This is a genomic window from Sporichthyaceae bacterium, from assembly GCA_036269075.1.
Classification (GTDB): domain Bacteria; phylum Actinomycetota; class Actinomycetes; order Sporichthyales; family Sporichthyaceae; genus DASQPJ01.
On the sequence record DATASX010000084.1, the window covers coordinates 26,416 to 42,801 of the forward strand.

Annotated in this window: 13 protein-coding genes; 10 read left to right on the plus strand and 3 right to left on the minus strand. The window is 71.7% G+C overall.

Translation table 11 applies throughout. The features are described 5' to 3' along the window. Nucleotides 1-33: 33 nt before the first annotated feature. Complete coding sequence (locus VHU88_14965; GenBank protein ID HEX3612985.1) at nucleotides 34-1,362, plus strand: hypothetical protein; 1,329 nt, start codon at nucleotides 34-36, stop codon at nucleotides 1,360-1,362. Between the two features lie 19 nt (nucleotides 1,363-1,381). Here VHU88_14965 and hemE read toward each other — a convergent pair whose 3' ends face one another. Beyond that, a complete protein-coding gene (hemE, locus tag VHU88_14970) occupies nucleotides 1,382-2,506 on the minus strand; it encodes a uroporphyrinogen decarboxylase (GenBank protein HEX3612986.1) in 1,125 nt (374 codons plus the stop codon). A gap of 109 nt (nucleotides 2,507-2,615) precedes the next feature. Here hemE and VHU88_14975 point away from each other — a divergent pair, with 109 nt between their 5' ends. The 4 genes from VHU88_14975 to VHU88_14990 all read left to right on the plus strand — a co-directional run bounded on the left by VHU88_14975 (nucleotide 2,616) and on the right by VHU88_14990 (nucleotide 5,889). Beyond that, nucleotides 2,616-2,831, plus strand: a complete 216-nt coding sequence (locus tag VHU88_14975) for a hypothetical protein (protein ID HEX3612987.1) — start codon at nucleotides 2,616-2,618, stop codon at nucleotides 2,829-2,831. Nucleotides 2,832-2,918: 87 nt separating this feature from the next. Next, nucleotides 2,919-3,488, plus strand: coding sequence for a DUF3000 family protein (locus VHU88_14980; GenBank protein HEX3612988.1), 570 nt, complete (start codon nucleotides 2,919-2,921; stop codon nucleotides 3,486-3,488). 301 nt (nucleotides 3,489-3,789) lie between these two features. Then, nucleotides 3,790-4,464, plus strand: coding sequence for a LuxR C-terminal-related transcriptional regulator (locus tag VHU88_14985; GenBank protein HEX3612989.1), 675 nt, complete (start codon nucleotides 3,790-3,792; stop codon nucleotides 4,462-4,464). A 156-nt stretch (nucleotides 4,465-4,620) separates the two neighbouring features. Then, the gene (locus VHU88_14990; GenBank protein HEX3612990.1) at nucleotides 4,621-5,889 is read left to right on the plus strand and encodes a ribonuclease D; all 1,269 of its coding nucleotides are present in this window, start codon (nucleotides 4,621-4,623) and stop codon (nucleotides 5,887-5,889) included. Nucleotides 5,890-5,900: 11 nt separating this feature from the next. On the opposite strand, the gene dxs is transcribed toward VHU88_14990, so the two are convergent. Beyond that, entirely contained in the window at nucleotides 5,901-7,814 is a 1,914-nt protein-coding gene (gene dxs, locus VHU88_14995; protein ID HEX3612991.1) for a 1-deoxy-D-xylulose-5-phosphate synthase, read from the minus strand. A 169-nt stretch (nucleotides 7,815-7,983) separates the two neighbouring features. On the opposite strand from dxs, the gene VHU88_15000 reads away from it, so the two are divergent. Continuing rightward, nucleotides 7,984-9,012 carry a hypothetical protein gene (locus VHU88_15000; protein HEX3612992.1) on the plus strand — a complete coding sequence of 343 codons (1,029 nt, stop codon included), beginning with the start codon at nucleotides 7,984-7,986 and terminating at the stop codon, nucleotides 9,010-9,012. Here the strand turns inward: VHU88_15000 and acnA are convergent. Further along, nucleotides 9,009-11,744, minus strand: coding sequence for an aconitate hydratase AcnA (gene acnA / locus VHU88_15005; GenBank protein ID HEX3612993.1), 2,736 nt, complete (start codon nucleotides 11,742-11,744; stop codon nucleotides 9,009-9,011). The two genes, VHU88_15000 and acnA, sit on opposite strands and share 4 nt — an antisense overlap. A gap of 241 nt (nucleotides 11,745-11,985) precedes the next feature. Here acnA and egtA point away from each other — a divergent pair, with 241 nt between their 5' ends. The 4 genes from egtA to egtD are packed head-to-tail and all read left to right on the plus strand — an operon-like array spanning nucleotide 11,986 to nucleotide 16,350. Further along, entirely contained in the window at nucleotides 11,986-13,239 is a 1,254-nt protein-coding gene (gene egtA, locus VHU88_15010) for an ergothioneine biosynthesis glutamate--cysteine ligase EgtA (protein HEX3612994.1), read from the plus strand. Then, the gene (gene egtB, locus VHU88_15015) at nucleotides 13,236-14,543 is read left to right on the plus strand and encodes an ergothioneine biosynthesis protein EgtB (protein HEX3612995.1); all 1,308 of its coding nucleotides are present in this window, start codon (nucleotides 13,236-13,238) and stop codon (nucleotides 14,541-14,543) included. The genes egtA and egtB overlap by 4 nt, the downstream gene beginning before the upstream one ends. Continuing rightward, nucleotides 14,543-15,358, plus strand: coding sequence for an ergothioneine biosynthesis protein EgtC (egtC, locus tag VHU88_15020; protein ID HEX3612996.1), 816 nt, complete (start codon nucleotides 14,543-14,545; stop codon nucleotides 15,356-15,358). Before egtB ends, egtC begins: the two co-directional genes overlap by 1 nt. Next, a complete protein-coding gene (gene egtD / locus VHU88_15025; protein HEX3612997.1) occupies nucleotides 15,355-16,350 on the plus strand; it encodes an L-histidine N(alpha)-methyltransferase in 996 nt (331 codons plus the stop codon). The genes egtC and egtD overlap by 4 nt, the downstream gene beginning before the upstream one ends. Nucleotides 16,351-16,386: the final 36 nt, after the last annotated feature.

Below are 16,386 nucleotides of genomic sequence, written 5' to 3' on the forward strand. Positions count from 1 at the left end.
GCTGCCCGGGGTCACCTCGGGGGCGGAGGCAGGTTGGTCGGCAGGCGTGGCGCGGCAGTTCTCGGGCCGCTGCTGGCGGCCGTCCTGATGCTTTCCGTCGTCCCGGCCGCGGCCGCCAAGTCCGATGCGGGCGTGACCAGGCTCGTCAGCGCCGGAGCCGGCGGCGTCCCGGCTGCCGGGCAGAGCTACGCGCCGGCGGTGAGCGCCGACGGCCGGTTCGTCGCGTTCGACTCCGACGCCTCGAACCTGGTCCCGGACGACCGCAACGACCGCAACGACGTGTTCGTGCGCGACCGGAAGGCCGGGGTCACCACCCGGGTCAGCACCGACAGCGCGAGCCACGAGGCCGACGGCTCCTCCTACACCCCGTCGATCTCCGGCGACGGCCGCTACGTGGCGTTCGTGTCCGACGCCGACAACCTCGTGCCCGGCGACACCAACAAGGCCACCGACGTGTTCCTCAAGGACCGCGTCACCAATCGCACGACCCGGCTCTCGGTCGCCCTCGACGACCGCGAGACCACCGGCGGCTCGGCCCCGCAGATCAGCCGCAACGGCCGGTTCGTCGTCTACAGCGTCGGAACCCCGCTGCGGTCGATCGGGACCGACGAGGACCTGGCCGGCCTGTTCGTCTACGACATCACCACCGACAAGCGCGAGCGCCTCGGCCACCTCGAGGGCGACGACCCGACGATCAGCGCCGACGGCCGCTGGGTGGCATTCAGCTCCGAGATCCGCGACCTGGTGCCCGGCGACACCAACCGCAAGGCCGACTGTTTCGTGTTCGACCGCAGGACCCGGCAGGTGCAGCGGGTCAGCGTCGGCGGCCGCCGCAGATTCCCCGGCGGCTGGTGGGCCGGTGAGGTCCAGGGCGACGGGGAGAGCACCGGAGCGATCATCAGTACGGACGCCCGCTACGTGGCGTTCGTGTCCTCGGCGACCAACCTGGTGCCCGGCGACACCAACCATCGCGACGACGTCTTCCTGCGCGACCTGCTGACCGGGGCCACCCGACGGTTGAGCGTGTCCCAGCACGGCGAGCAGGGCGGCGGGGTCTCCGGCGGGCCGGTGCTGTCCGGCGACGGCACGGTGGTGGTGTTCCTGTCGCAGGCGTCGAACCTGGTCGCCGAGGACCCCGGCGGCCACGGGTACGACGTGTTCCGGCTCGAGCTGCCCAGCGGCGCGATCACGCAGGTGAACGTGGCCCCGAACGGCGCCCAGCCGGACGGCGAGACCAGCTCGTTCCCGGCGCTTTCCGACGACGGTCGAGTCGTCGTGTTCGGCACCCGGGCCCCGGACATCACCGGCCCGGCCGCCGGCGGGCACGACGAGATCATGGCCCGCGAGTACCCGAAGCCCTGACGCCCCGGGGCTCGGGGCTTCAGGCCGCCGGCAGGCCCGCCGTGGCGGTGTGCACGTGCTCGACCAGGCGGGTCAGCACGTCCGGGTCGGTGTTCGGCAGCACCCCGTGGCCGAGGTTGAACACGTGCCCGCTCAGGTCGGCCGCCGAGGCCAGCACCCGATCGGCGGCGACCTCGACGGCGTCCCATCCGGCGAGCAGCACCGCGGGGTCGAGGTTGCCCTGCAACGCCCGCCCCGGGCCGACCCGACGGGCCGCCTCGGCCAGCGGCACCCGCCAGTCGACCCCGACGACGTCGGCGCCGGCCTCCCCCATCAGGCCCAGCAGTTCACCCGTCGTGACGCCGAAATGGATGCGCGGCACATCCAGGTCGGCAACCGCCGCGAGCACCTTGGCACTGGCGTCGAACACGCAGTCCCGGTAGTCGGCCGGCGACAGCGCCCCGGCCCATGAGTCGAACAGCTGGATCGCGGAGGCGCCGGCGTCCACCTGCACCCGCAGGAACGTCGCGGTGATGGCGGCCAGGCGGTCCAGCAACGCCGTCCAGAGGTCGGGACGGCCGAGCATCAGGGCCTTGGTCTTCTCGTGGGTGCGCGACGGGCCGCCCTCGATCAGGTACGACGCCAACGTGAACGGCGCGCCCGCGAACCCGATCAGCGGCGTGCCGCCCAGCTCGGCGACCAGTCCTCGCACCGCGGTCGCGATCGGTTCGACGGCGGCCGGGTCCAGCGGCGGCAGCCGGTCCAGGTCGGCGAAATCGGCGAACGGCGTGGCGACCACCGGCCCCACCCCGGCGACGATGTCGAGGTCGACCCCGACCGCCCGCAGCGGAACCACGATGTCCGAGAACAGGATCGCCGCGTCCACCCCGTAGCGCCGCACCGGCTGCAGGGTGATCTCGACGACCAGCTCCGGCCGGGTGCACGACTCGAGCATCCCCACCCCGGTGCGCAGGGCGCGGTACTCGGGCAACGCCCGCCCGGCTTGGCGCATGAACCAGACCGGCGTGCGGTCCACCGGCAATCGACGGCAGGCGCGCACGAAGCGCGAGTCGGCGGGATCCGGCCGATCGGCCGGCGTTCGGGCCACTGTTGCGGGAGACGACGACACGGCGGGAATCGTGTCATGTATTGGCCCGTGGTCCATCCGGGCCGCGACACACCCCGGCAGTTCCACGGTTTTGTCGGACCCACCGTGCAACCTGAGGGCAACGCCGCGCGGTTGCGCCCGGTGTGCCCGGAAGGAAGGCAGCCCGATGCTCCAGCACAACGCCTCGACCAACCGGTCGGCCGGTGCGGGAGAGGTCGTCCTGGACTGCCCGGACTGCCTCGAACGCCGACTGTTCGTCAGCCCCGACTGCGCCGCGCCGCTGGTCGGCGAGCGGGTGTGCACCGACTGCGGCGCCGCAGTTGTCCTGGTGGAGCCGTCCTCGCGCCCGTCCGTCCCGCGGACGTTGCGGCGCGTCGCCTGAGAGCCTGACGTCGCCGCCGCCGGCCCGGACCGACCGGGACTCGTGCCCCTCGCCTCGGTTCCTGACCGCAACTCCTACTCTGCCCCGATGGGCAATGACGCGCCCCAGTTCCCGCCGGAGTTCGCCGCGGCGCTGGACGCCGTGCGCGCGGTCGACGTCCGGCCCGAGATGAGCCTGATCGAGGCCCCTGCGCCGGCCAAACTTGCCCCTTACGCGGCCGCGGTCGCGGCCACCGTCGAGGTGGACGGGGTCGAGATGGCCCGCGGACGCCTGGTCCTGCTGCACGACCCGGACGGCCACGAGGCCTGGGTGGGCACGATGCGGCTGGTCACCTACTTCCGTACCGAGCTCGAGGCCGAGCTGGTCACCGACCCGGTGCTGCCCGAGGTCGCCTGGGGCTGGTTGGCCCGCGCGCTGACCGACAACGGCGTCGCGCTGACCGCGGGCAGCGGCACCGTCACCCGGGTGCAGAGCCAGGGCTTCGGTGAGCTGGCGGAGTCGGACGAGCCGGAGGGCGAGGTGGAGGTCCGCGCCTCCTGGTGCCCGGTCGACGACCTGACTGCCCATGTGCAGGCCTGGCTCGACGCGCTCTGCGCCGCCGCCGGGCTCCCGCCGGCGGACCCGGAGGTCCGGGCCCTGCACGGCCGAGTCCGCTGAAGCGCCAAGCAAAGGTAAAGGTCAAGACCACCGCTAGGTCTTCGGTAAAGGAACCGTCAACCCCCGAGACGGTAACTCGAACGGACCAACGCCCGGTCACGCCGCTGAATCTCGTGCTTCGGTAGCTGTGAACAGCACATTTTCCAGTAAAACCTCCTGTGTCCGCTTGGCCCCGGATCGTAAACGGTGGGGCCCCTGAGACAGATTTGGTAAAGAAACAGCATAAATAGCTCAAGGACTGCTTTGGTTAGGCCGATGGATAGCTAAAGACCATCGCAACGAGACCTCCGGGGGAACGGTGTTGACTCAGCAGCCCGCAAGCACCACGCCGCAGCAAGTACGTCTGCCCCGCGTGCCCCGGCAGGCCGCTCCCCAGGCGCTGCGTCCCGGCAGCGTCCCCGAGAACGCCTCCTTCACCGCCATGGTCGTCGGTGCCGACGCGTACCGCCGCGCGATGAGCGTGCGCCGGCTGCGCTCGCTCGGCGCCCGCGACGTCGCCGAGGCCGGCACCGTGCTGCAGGCCCGGGCTTGGGCCCGCACCGGCGGCCCGCGTGAGGTCTGTCTGGCCGACGCGCTCCTCCCGGACGGCTCCGGCATCATGCTGCTGGCCGAGCTGCAGCGCAACGGCTGGGCCGGTTGCGCACTGGTTCCCCAGAAGGACGGCGCCCGCGCCGTGCACGCGGCCCTGGCCGCCCGCATCCGCAGCAGCGTCCTGGCCGGTCGCTCCGGCGGGGGCGCCACCGCCGGTACCGACTCCGAGTCCGCCCGCGCCGCGGCCCGCCTCGGGCTGTCCGACCGGGAGGTCGAGGTCCTGCGCCACGTGGCCGAGGGCCGCGCGAACCGCGACGTCGGCGAGGCCATGGGCCTGTCCGCCCTGACCATCAAGAGCCACCTGGCCCGCATCGCCCGCAAGCTCGGCACCGGCGACCGCGCCGGCATGGTCGCCGCCGCGATGCGTGCCCGCGTCATCGACTGAGCAACCCGAAAGCGTTCGACAACCGGCGTCCGGCAGGCCCTCGAGCCCCGGACGCCGGCCCGCGTTCTGACCGCACAGCGCACAAACTCACGGTGCCCGGACATCGAACGGGCGCCGGACGTTTGCGCAACCGTTGCACCCCGTACGGTATGCCGCGTGGAAACGGCCGCGGAGCAGACGCAGGACCGTACGCCCGTTCCACTGCTCGACCCGGTCGACGGCCTGCCGGACGTCGTCGAGGACCCCCGTGCTTTGGCCGCGGCGGCCGCGGCGCTGGCCGCCGGCACCGGCCCGGTGGCCGTCGATGCCGAGCGCGCCTCCGGTTACCGCTACGGCCAGCGGGCCTATCTGATCCAGCTGCGCCGCGCCGAGGCCGGCACCGTGCTGATCGACCCGATCGCCTGCCCGGACCTCAAGCCGCTCATCGAAGCCATGACCGGGCCGGAGTGGGTACTGCACGCCGCCAGCCAGGACATCCCGTGCCTGGCCGAGGTCGGCCTGCGGCCCACCGCGATCTTCGACACCGAACTGGCCGGACGGCTGCTGGGCTATCCGCGGGTCGGGCTGGGCAGCATCGTCGAGGAGGTCCTCGGGCTGGCCCTGGAGAAGGGCCACTCGGCCGCCGACTGGTCGGTGCGCCCGTTGCCCGAGCCGTGGCTGCGCTATGCGGCGTTGGATGTCGAGGTGCTGGTCGAACTCCGTGACGCCCTCGAGGCGCAGTTGGCCGAGACCGGCAAGCTGGACTGGGCGCGCCAGGAGTTCGCCGCGATCGTCTCGGCACCGTTGCCGGCCCCGCGGGCCGACCCCTGGCGGCGGGCCTCCGGCCTGCACCGGGTGCGACGGCCGCGGCAGTTGGCGATCGTGCGGGCCATGTGGGAGACCCGCGACCGGATGGCCCAGTCCCGGGACATCGCGCCGGGCCGGGTGCTGCCGGACACCGCGATCGTCGAGGCCGCGCTGGCCACACCGGCCACGGTCGAGGCGTTGGCCGAGATCTCGGTGTTCGGCGGACGGGCGACCCGCCGGTCGCTCACCCAATGGTTCGCCGCGATCGAGACGGCCCGGGCGTTGCCGGACAATCAGTTGCCGCCGGCGCACGTGGTCGCCACCGGGCCGCCGCCTGCCCGGTCCTGGCCCGAACGCGACCCGGCCGCCGCGGCCCGGCTCGCCGCGCTGCGCTCGGTCGTGGGTGCGCTGGCGGACAAGAACCACCTGCCGACGGAGAACCTGCTCGCCCCGGAGAGCCTGCGCCGGTTGGCGTGGTCGCCGCCCGATCCGTTCGACCGCGAGGTGATCACGACGACCTTGCGTGAGCTGGGTGCCCGGGCGTGGCAGATCGAGCTGACGGCCACCACGATCACCGAGGCGTTGGAAACGGCCGCCGAAACCCCGGCGGAGGAGGAATCCGGCGACCCGTCACCCTGACGGCGGGTGGGTCACGGGTTCATGGTCGGCGCCGGCTGCGGGACCTTGCCTGCGTCGAGCCCGGCCATGGTCTCCACGACGGCCCGCGAGACATCCTGCGCGGTCAGCCCTATCGAGGCGAGCACCTCGCCGCGGGTGCCGTGTTCGAGGAATCGTGCCGGGATGCCGTGGTCCCGCAGCGGAGTGTCGACGCCGGCAGCCCGCAGCTGCTGCGCGACCGCGGAACCGATGCCGCCGCTACGCACGCCGTCCTCGACCGTCACCACCAGCCGGTGGTCGGCGGCCAGTTCCACCAGAGCCTCCTCGATCGGCTTGACCCAGCGCGGGTCGACGACGGTCACCCCGATGCCCTGGTCGGCCAGCCGGCCGGCGACCTCCAGCCCCAGGCCCGCCATCGCGCCGACCGCCACCAGCAGCACGTCGAAGGCACCGGAGCGAAGCAGCACATCGACCCCACCGCGGCGTTCGATTGCCGGGATCTCGGCCGGCAGGTCACCCTTCGGGTACCGCACAACGGTCGGACCGTCGGAGACGGCCACGGCCTCGTCGAGCTGGGCTCGCAGCTGCGCGCCGTCGCGCGGCGCGGCAATGCGTAGTCCAGGCACGACACCCAGCATCGCCAGGTCCCACATGCCGTGGTGGCTGGCGCCGTCCGGGCCGGTGACCCCGGCGCTGTTGAGCACGAACGTCACCGCGCAGCCGTGCAGCGCTACGTCGAACAGCACCTGGTCGAAGGCCCGATTGAGGAACGTGGAGTAGACCGCGACGACCGGGTGCATGCCGCCCATCGCCAGCCCGGCGGCCGAGGTGACCGCGTGCTGCTCGGCGATCCCGACGTCGTAGACGCGCTCCGGGTAGGCCGCGGCGAAAGCCTTGAGCCCCACCGGGATCAGCATCGCCGCGGTGATCGCGACGACGTCCGGCCGGCGTTGCCCGAGCCCGACCATCTCCTCGGCGAACACCGAGGTCCACGAGATCCCGCCGGACGGAGTCAGCGGCAGGCCGGTCTCCGGGTCGGATACGCCGATGCCGTGGAAGCGGTCGGCCTGGTCGTTCTCGGCCGGCGCGTAGCCCTCGCCCTTGCGGGTGATTGCGTGCACGATGACCGGGCCGCCGAAGTTGCGGGCCCGGACCAGCGCGGCGGACAGGGCCTCGACGTCGTGCCCGTCGATCGGGCCGAGGTACTTCAGGCCCAAGTCCTCGAACAGGCCCTGCGGGGCGACCGCGTCCTTGACGCCCTTCTTGAGCCCGTGCAGGGCGGTGAACAGCGAGCCGCCGATCAGCGGGGTGCGGCGCACCCGCTTGCCGCCCCAGCGCAGGAAGCGCTCGTAGCTCGGCATGGTGCGCAGCGCCGACAGGTGCCGGGCCAGGCCGCCGATGGTCGGCGCGTAGGAGCGCTCGTTGTCGTTGACCACGATGATGACCGGGCGGTCGGCGTCGGCGATGTTGTTCAACGCCTCCCAGGCCATGCCGCCGGTCAGCGCACCGTCGCCGACGACGGCGACCACGGCTCGGTGCGCCTCGCCGCGCAATGCCCGTGCCTTGGTCAGGCCGTCGGCGTAGGACAGCGCGGTCGACGCGTGCGAGTTCTCGACCAGGTCATGCTCGGACTCGGCCCGCGACGGGTAACCGGACAGGCCACCGGCCTGTCGCAGGCGGTCGAACTTCGCCGCGCGCCCGGTCAGCAGCTTGTGGACGTAGGCCTGGTGACCGGTGTCCCACACGATCGTGTCCTGCGGGGAATCGAAGACCCGGTGCAGCGCGATCGTCAGCTCGACGGCGCCGAGGTTCGGGCCGAGGTGCCCGCCGGTGCGGGACACGGCCTCGATCAGGAAGGTCCGGATCTCGGCGGCCAACGCGTCGAGCTGATCGGTCGGCAACCGTTTGAGGTCGGCCGGACCGTGGATCGACTCGAGCAGTCCCACGAGCTGCGTCCTCCCAAGCCTGGCGATGTTCCGGGGATCAATCGTAGGGCCGCCCCGCCACAGACCCGGATCCGCCGCCGTTCTACGCCGGACACAGGCGGACAATCGGTTCCATGTGGGCTGCCCAGGTTGCGGCGAACGAAATCGGCGCTCGCGGCGTCCTTCTCCCGTGACGCCTCGAGCCCGCACCGCCGCCCTGCTGGTCGCGACCGGCCTGCTGACCGCGGCCTGCGGCAGCGGCGCGCACCGCGCGTCCTACGGACCCGTGCCGGCCGCCTCGGCGACCCCGACGTCCGGCGACCTGTCGGCCCCGACCAGCCCCACCGGACCGGAGGCGGCTGCAACAGCCGCTGCCCAGACCGAGGCGGACCGGCTGGTCGGCCTGGTCGATCCCCCGGCCGGGTCGACCGTGGTGGCGCAGGCCCCGCCGAGCCTGACCGGCCCGGCCGAGCAGCCGGCGATGAGCAATCTGGTGTTCGGCGCCCGGTTCTGGTCGATGCCGCTGTCGTTCGGCGCCGCCCAGCAATGGGCGTCGAAGCAGCAACCGGGCGGGATGGATGCCCGGGGCCCGGGATTCGGCAGCACCTCCGTGCACGGCACCGTGGTGATGCTGGACCGGATCTACCCCGCCCCCACCGACCCGCGCTGGTCCGTCGACGAGCTCCAGTTGTCGATCGCCCCGCACGACGCCAACTCGTCCTACCTGCGCGCCGATGCCCGGGTGGCGCCGCTCGACCAGCACCCCTTGCAGGACACGACGTCGGGGCCGCGGGTCCGGGTCGCGGCGGCCGGCCCATGCCCGAGCGACGTGGCCGGGGCGGTGGGGGTGAGCAATCCGGGGCAGTCCGACCTGGACTCGATGCTGGTCCCGGCCGGCGGCCCGAGCGCGGCGTTGGTGTGCCGGTACTACGGCAACGGCCACGGGAACCGGCTGATCCACACCTGGCAGCTCGGCCCGGCCCAGGCAGCGAAACTGGCCGCCGCCGCTCGCGCCGTCTCGTTGGCCCACGACGACAACGTGATCCGGCACTGCCCGGCCGGGTTCGGCGCGGTCAGCGTGATCGCGTTCGCCTACCCCGGCCGGCCCGACGTCGACCTGTGGAACACCGACGACGGCTGCACGTTCGGCGCCAACGGTCATGTGCGCAACGATTTCGGCGGCCTGCCCGACGAGCCGTCGTCGGCGCCCTCGTCCTAGCCCCGCAGCAGCGAGCGCAGCACGTACTGCATGATCCCGCCGTGCCGGTAGTAGTCGGCCTCACCGGGGGTGTCGATGCGGACCCGGGCCTGGAACTCCGTCGTGCCGGTCCGGACGGTCACCTCCCGCGGGATGCTCCCGTCGTTCAGTTCGGTGATGCCGACGATCTCGTAGGTCTCCTCGCCGGACAGGCCGAGCGACTCGGCGGTCTCGCCGTCGCGGTACTGCAGCGGCAGCACGCCCATGCCGATCAGGTTCGACCGATGGATGCGCTCGTAGGACTCCGCGATCACCGCCCGGACGCCCAGCAGGGCGGTGCCCTTCGCGGCCCAGTCGCGTGAGGACCCGGAGCCGTACTCCTTGCCGGCCAGGATCACCAACGGGATGCCCGCGGCCTGGTAGTTCGCCGAGGCGTCGAAGATGGTTGCCTGGACGCCATCCGTCCCGCCCACTGTGAAGTCGCGGGTGAAGCCGCCCTCGACGCCGTGCAGCAGCAGATTCTTCAACCGGATGTTGGCGAACGTGCCACGGATCATGACCTCGTGGTTGCCGCGGCGCGAGCCGTAGGAGTTGAAGTCCGCGCGGGCCACGCCGTGCTCGGCGAGGTACTTCCCGGCCGGCGAGTCGGCCTTGATGTTGCCCGCCGGCGAGATGTGGTCGGTGGTCACCGAGTCGCCGAGCTTGGCCAGCACTCGCGCGCCACTGATGTCCGAGACCGGCGATGGTTCCAGCGCCATGCCGTCGAAGTACGGGGCCTTGCGCACGTAGGTCGAGTCCGGGTCCCACTCGAACGTCGATCCGGTCGGGGTCGGCAGCCCCTGCCAGTGCTGGTCGCCGGCGAAAACGTCGGCGTAGTCCTTGATGAACATGTCCTGGGTGACCGCGCCCGCGAGCACCTCCTCGATCTCGGCCGCGCTCGGCCAGATGTCGCGCAGGTGAACCGGCTTGCCCTCGGGGTCGAGCGCGATGACGTCGTTGACGATGTCGATGTCCATCGTCCCGGCGATCGCGTAGGCGACCACCAGCGGCGGGCTGGCCAGGTAGTTCATCTTCACGTCCGGCGAGATCCGGCCTTCGAAGTTGCGGTTGCCGGACAGCACGGCGGTTACGGCGAGGTCGTTGTCGTTGATCGCCGCGGAAATCTCCGGCAGCAACGGGCCGGAGTTGCCGATGCAGGTGGTGCAGCCGTAGCCGACGAGGTTGAACCCGACCTTGTCCAGGTACGGGGTCAGGCCCGCACGGTCGTAGTAGTCCGAGACGACCTGCGAGCCCGGGGCCAATGTGGTCTTCACCCACGGCTTGCGGGTCAGCCCGTGCTCGACGGCCTTCTTCGCGACCAGCGCGGCGCCGATCATCACCGTCGGGTTCGAGGTGTTGGTGCACGAGGTGATCGCCGCGATGGTGACCGCGCCGTGATCGAGCTCGAAGGCCGTCCCGTCGGACAGCGTGACGGGCACCTTCTTCGACGCCCGACCGGAGTGCTCATCGCCGGGCGCGTGCGCGGATGGGTCGCTGGCCGGGAACGAGCCGTCGTCTCCGTCGAAGGGAGTGTGATCGACGTAGTCACGCAGCGACCTGCGGAAAGCCGGCTTGGCGTCGGTCAGTCGGATGCGGTCCTGCGGGCGCTTCGGGCCGGCGATCGAGGGCACCACCGTGCCGAGGTCGAGTTCGAGCTTCTCGGAGAAGTCCGGCTCGGCCTGCGGGTCCAGCCACAGGCCCTGCTCCTTGCAGTAGGCCTCGACCAACGCGATCTGCTCGGGGGTGCGGCCCGTCAGCTCCAGGTACCGAAGAGTCTCGGCGTCGATCGGGAACATCGCCGCGGTCGAGCCGTACTCCGGGCTCATGTTGCCGATCGTGGCGCGGTTGGCCAGCGGCACGGCGGAGACGCCGGGGCCGTAGAACTCGACGAACTTGCCGACCACCTTGTGATTGCGCAGCATCTCGGTGATGGTCAGCACGAGGTCGGTGGCGGTGACGCCCTCGGACAATTCGCCGTGCAGCTTGAATCCGACGACCCGCGGGATCAGCATCGACACCGGCTGACCGAGCAGTGCGGATTCGGCCTCGATGCCACCGACGCCCCAGGCCAGGACGCCCAGGCCGTTGACCATCGTCGTGTGGGAGTCGGTGCCCACGCAGGTGTCCGGGTATGCCTGGCCGTCGCGGACCATCACGACGCGGGCCAGGTGCTCGATGTTGACCTGGTGCACGATGCCGGTGCCGGGCGGGACCACCTTGAACTCGTCGAAGGCGGTCTGGCCCCAGCGCAGGAACTGGTAGCGCTCCCGGTTGCGCTGGTACTCCAGTTCGACGTTGCGGGTCAGCGCGTCGCCGGTGCCGAAGAAGTCGGCGATCACGGAGTGGTCGATGACCAGCTCAGCCGGGGCCAGTGGGTTGATGCGCGTCGGGTCGCCGCCGAGGTCGGTGACGGCCTCGCGCATGGTGGCCAGGTCGACCACGCAGGGCACGCCGGTGAAGTCCTGCATGACCACCCGCGCCGGGGTGAACTGGATCTCGGTGTCCGGCTCGGCTGCCGGGTCCCAGCCGGCCAGTGCCCGGATGTGTTCGGCGGTGATGTTCGCGCCGTCCTCGGTGCGCAGCAGGTTCTCCAGCAGCACCTTCAGGCTGAAGGGCAGCCGGGCCGCGCCGTCGACGGCGGAAAGGCGGAAGATCTGGTAGCTCGCGGCCCCCACCTGCAGGTCGCCCCGGCTGTTGAAGCTGTCCCGACTCATCGACGACTCCCCTTCTGATCGCGGCGTCTGGGACATCCTTACCCCCGCCGTCCGACACTCTCGCGACCGCTCCCGAATATCTTGACGTCAAGATACATCACGTCGAGCGGAATTTTCGCGGGCTCCGGCGAGTCGGAGCTTCCGCGGTACGTAAGAGGCTCACCTGAAATTTTTTGGGTAGCGGGACGTAGGGTCGCCGGAGCGAGATCAACTTGCCCGGTCTGCGAGGCGGAGGTGCAGGGTGGGGGCAGGATCGGTCGACCGTTTCTCGGAGGTCGAGGCCCAGACCTTCGTGGCGCGTACCTGCTTCAAGACCGGACCGCCACGGGCGGTCGGCATCGAACTCGAATGGCTGTTGAACCATCGCGACGATCCTGTTCGGCCCATCACCCCGGCCGATCTCGATCTCGCCCAGCAGGCGGCGAGCACGCTGCGCCACAGCACGCTCTCGATCGAGCCCGGCGGTCAGTTGGAGCTCTCGAGCGTTCCGTTCGCCGGCGCCGCGGAATGCGTCATCGCACTACGCGCCGATCTGGGCCCGTTCCGCCAGGCCCTGCACAGCGCGGGCCTGGCCCTCACCGGCATCGGGCTCGACCCTTGGCGCCCGCCCCACCGCATTCTCGACCGCCCCCGCTACGTGGCGATGGAACGCCACTTCGACCGTCGCGGGTCCGCCGGTCGGCGGATGATGTGCAGCACCGCGGCCGTGCAGGTCAACGTCGACGCCGGTGTCGGCGAGCCGGCCCCGGGCCAGGTCGACGCCCTCGCCCGCTGGGATCTGCTCCATGCGCTGCTTCCCGTGCTGGTCGGCGCGTTCGCGAACTCCCCCGTTCGCGGCGGTCGCCCCACCGGATGGCTGTGCACCCGCCAGCAGGTCTGGGAGGACATCGACCCCGCCCGCACGGCGCCCGCGTACCGGCCGGACGAGCACCCGGCACGGTCCTGGAGCAGCTACGCGTTGGCGGCCCCGGTGATGTGCATCCCGACCGATGGCCCCGACTGGTCGGCGCCGGTCGGCCTGACGTTCCACGACTGGATCCGCACCGGGACGCCCCGACCGCCCACCGAGGCTGATCTGGCCTACCACCTGACGACCCTTTTCCCACCGGTGCGCGCCCGCGGCCACCTGGAACTGCGGGTCATCGACGCCCAACGCACCGATTCCGACTGGGTCGCGGCGTTCGCGTTCGTGACCGCCCTGGTCGACGACCCGGTCGCCGCCGACCGCGCCCGTGAGGCGCTGTGCCCGGTGTCCGGCCCCGATTGGGTACGGACCGCGGCCCGTACCGGGATGAGCGACCCGGTCCTGGTCAAGGCCGCCCGCGGCTGTTTCGAGGCCGCGCTGGAGGCACTGGCCGGATCACCCGAGGCCGGGCTTCGGGAGGAATTGACCGCATTCGCGGCGCGTTACCCGGACCGGGCCCGGTGCCCCGCCGACGACACGCTGGTCGACCTGCTGGGGTCATCCGGTCGGCCGCCCGAGGAGGCAGCGTGATCCCCGAGCGGCACGAACGGCTGGCGGCCGACCTCGACCGGGCCCGTGGGCGCAGCCTGGCCCTGACCGAGGCGCTCGACGACGCCGAGCTGATCCGCCAGCACTCCCCGCTGATGTCGCCGTTGGTCTGGGACCTGGCGCACATCGGGAACCAGGAGGAACTCTGGCTGCTGCGCCGGGTCGCCGGGCGGGCCGGGATGCTGCCGGACGGGATCGACGAGCTGTACGACGCCTTCCGGCATGCCCGACGCGACCGGCCGTCGCTGCCACTGCTCGATCCGACCGAGTCGCGGAAGTACCTGCACGAGGTGCGTGGCCGGGTCGGCGACCTGCTCGAGGTTCTCGACCTGGAGGCGCCGGATCCACTGACCCGGAACGGCTTCGCGTTCGCGATGATCGCCCAGCACGAGCAGCAGCACGTGGAGACGATGCTGGCCACCCACCAGTTGCGCGTCGGTCCCGCTGTGCTGAGCGCCCCGCCCGCACCGGGCTCGATCGCCCCGCCCGCCGCGGCCGAGGTGTTCGTCCCGGCCGGTGAGTTCGAGATGGGCACCGACCTCGACCCGTGGGCGCTGGACAACGAGCGACCGGCCCACCAGGTGCACGTGCCCGGGTTCGGGCTGGACACCACGCCGGTGACCAACGCCGCCTACGCCGAGTTCGTCGCCGCGGGCGGCTACCGCGATCCGCGGTGGTGGGAGCCCGCCGGCTGGGAACACGTGCAGGACGCGGAACTGACGGCGCCTGCGTTCTGGGTGTCCGACGGCCCGGGGTGGTGGGTGCGCCGCTTCGGCGAGGTGGTGCCGTTGGTCGCCGCCGAGCCGGTGCAGCACGTCTGCTGGTACGAGGCCGGCGCGTACGCCCGGTGGCGTGGTCGGCGGCTGCCCACCGAGGCCGAGTGGGAGAAGGCCGCCCGGTTCGACCCGGCCACCGGTCGGTCGCGGCGCTACCCCTGGGGCGACGACGACCCGACCCCCGAACGGGCGAATCTGAGTGGGCGTCACCTCGGCCCGGCGCCGGTCGGTGCGTACCCGGCCGGGGTGTCGCCGCACGGGGTGCACCAGTTGGTCGGCGACGTCTGGGAGTGGACCTCGTCGGACTTCACCGGTTACCCGGGCTTCCGGGCCTTCCCGTACCGGGAGTACTCCGAGGTCTTCTTCGGCTCGGAGTACAAGGTGTTGCGTGGTGGCTCGTGGGCCGTCGACCCGGTCGCCTGCCGGGGGACGTTCCGCAACTGGGACTACCCGATCCGGCGGCAGATCTTCGCGGGCTTCCGGACCGCACGCGATGCGGAGCAGATCTGATGTGCCGTCACTTCGCTTACCTGGGGCCGTCGGTGCGGCTCTCGGACCTGGTGTTCGCTCCCCCGCACGGCCCGCTGAAGCAGTCCTGGGCACCGCGCCGGCAGAACAACGGTCTGCTCAACGCCGACGGGTTCGGCTTGGGCTGGTACCCGCATCCGGGTGCCGAGCCAGTGCGCTACCGGCGCCCGGTGCCGTTGTGGACCGACGCCGACCTGCCCACCACAGCGCGTGGGATCACCTCCGATGCGGTGCTCGGCGCCGTGCGCTCGGCCACGCCGGGCAACCCGGTCAGCGAGGCCGCCACAGCACCGTTCGCCCACGGCACCAGGCTGTTCAGCCACAACGGGGCCCTGCCTGGCTGGCCGGAGAGTGGCGCCGAACTGGCCGCGGAGTTGAGTTGGCCGGAGTTGGCCCGCCAGCAGGTGCTGCTGGACTCGACGTTGCTGTGGGCGTTGTTCCTGCACCTGCTCGACGCCGGCGCCGACGCGGCCGGGGCGTTGGCCGAGGTGACCCGGCGGGCCCGGCGGATTCCCGGCGCGCGAGTGAATCTGCTGCTCCACGACGGCAATCGAATCCTGGCCACCGCGGCCGGCGACACCCTCTGCTACCTGCAGGGCGGCCAGCCGGATGCCTCCGGCGTCGATCGCCCCGCGGTGATCGTCGCCTCCGAGGCGTTCGACGACGCCGACGGTTGGGAAGACGTCCCCGACGACCACCTGCTGATCGCGACCCGCACAGCTGTGGCGCTCCGTCATCTGACGGATGTCCCGCTGGCGGCGCGAGAGGCGGACGAACTGCTCCTGGAGGCTCCGTGACCGCGACTGCCCCGCTCCGCCGCCTGGTGATCGAGGAGTTGCTACCCGCCGACTTCGTCGCCCAGTCGTTGCGCTCCGACGTGCGCAACGGCCTGGGTCAGCGCCCGCGCACGCTGCCGCCGAAGTGGTTCTACGACAAGGTCGGCAGCGACCTGTTCGTCGAGATCACTCGGCTGCCCGAGTACTACCCGACCCGGGCCGAGGCCGAGATCCTGCGCCGCGAGGCCGACCGCATCGCAGCGGTGTCACGCGCCGAATCGGTGGTCGAGCTGGGCTCCGGCTCCTCGGAGAAGACCCGGCTGCTGCTCGACGCGCTGGACCGGGCGGGCACGCTACGCCGCTACGTCCCGGTCGACGTGAGCGCCGAGGCGTTGGTCGAGGCCGCCACCGGCCTGCTCGCCGACTACCCGGCGTTGGCCGTCCACGGCGTGGTCGCCGATTTCGAGGGCCAGCTCGACCAGCTGCCCGAGCACACCGGCCCACGGCTTTTCGTTTTCCTCGGCGGGACCATCGGCAACTTCGAGCCGGAGAGCCGGGCGCGGTTCCTCAAGTCGGTCGCGGCCGGGATGCGCCCGGGCGACCACCTGCTGCTGGGCACCGACCTGGTGAAGTCCCCCGCAGTGCTGGTCCCCGCCTACGACGACGCGGCCGGGGTCACCGCCCGCTTCAACCGCAATGTGCTCGAGGTGATCAACCGGGAGCTCGACGCCGACTTCGACGTCGAGGCCGTCGAACACGTCGCGGTGTGGGACGAGGACGCTGAATGGATCGAGATGCGCCTGCGGACCCCGGTCGCGCAGCGGGTTCACATCGGCGCTCTCGGTCTGGTCTTCGATCTGGACGCGGGCGAGGAGATCCGCACCGAGATCTCGGCCAAGTTCCGCCCCGAGGGTGTCCGCGCCGAGTTGGCCGCCGCGAACTTGCGGGTGCACGAGTGGTGGACCGACTCCGAGGATCGCTTCGGCCTCTCCCTGTCGACGCTCAGCAGTTGACCGCCGCCAGGGCGCCCCTACCGACGGCCCACTTCT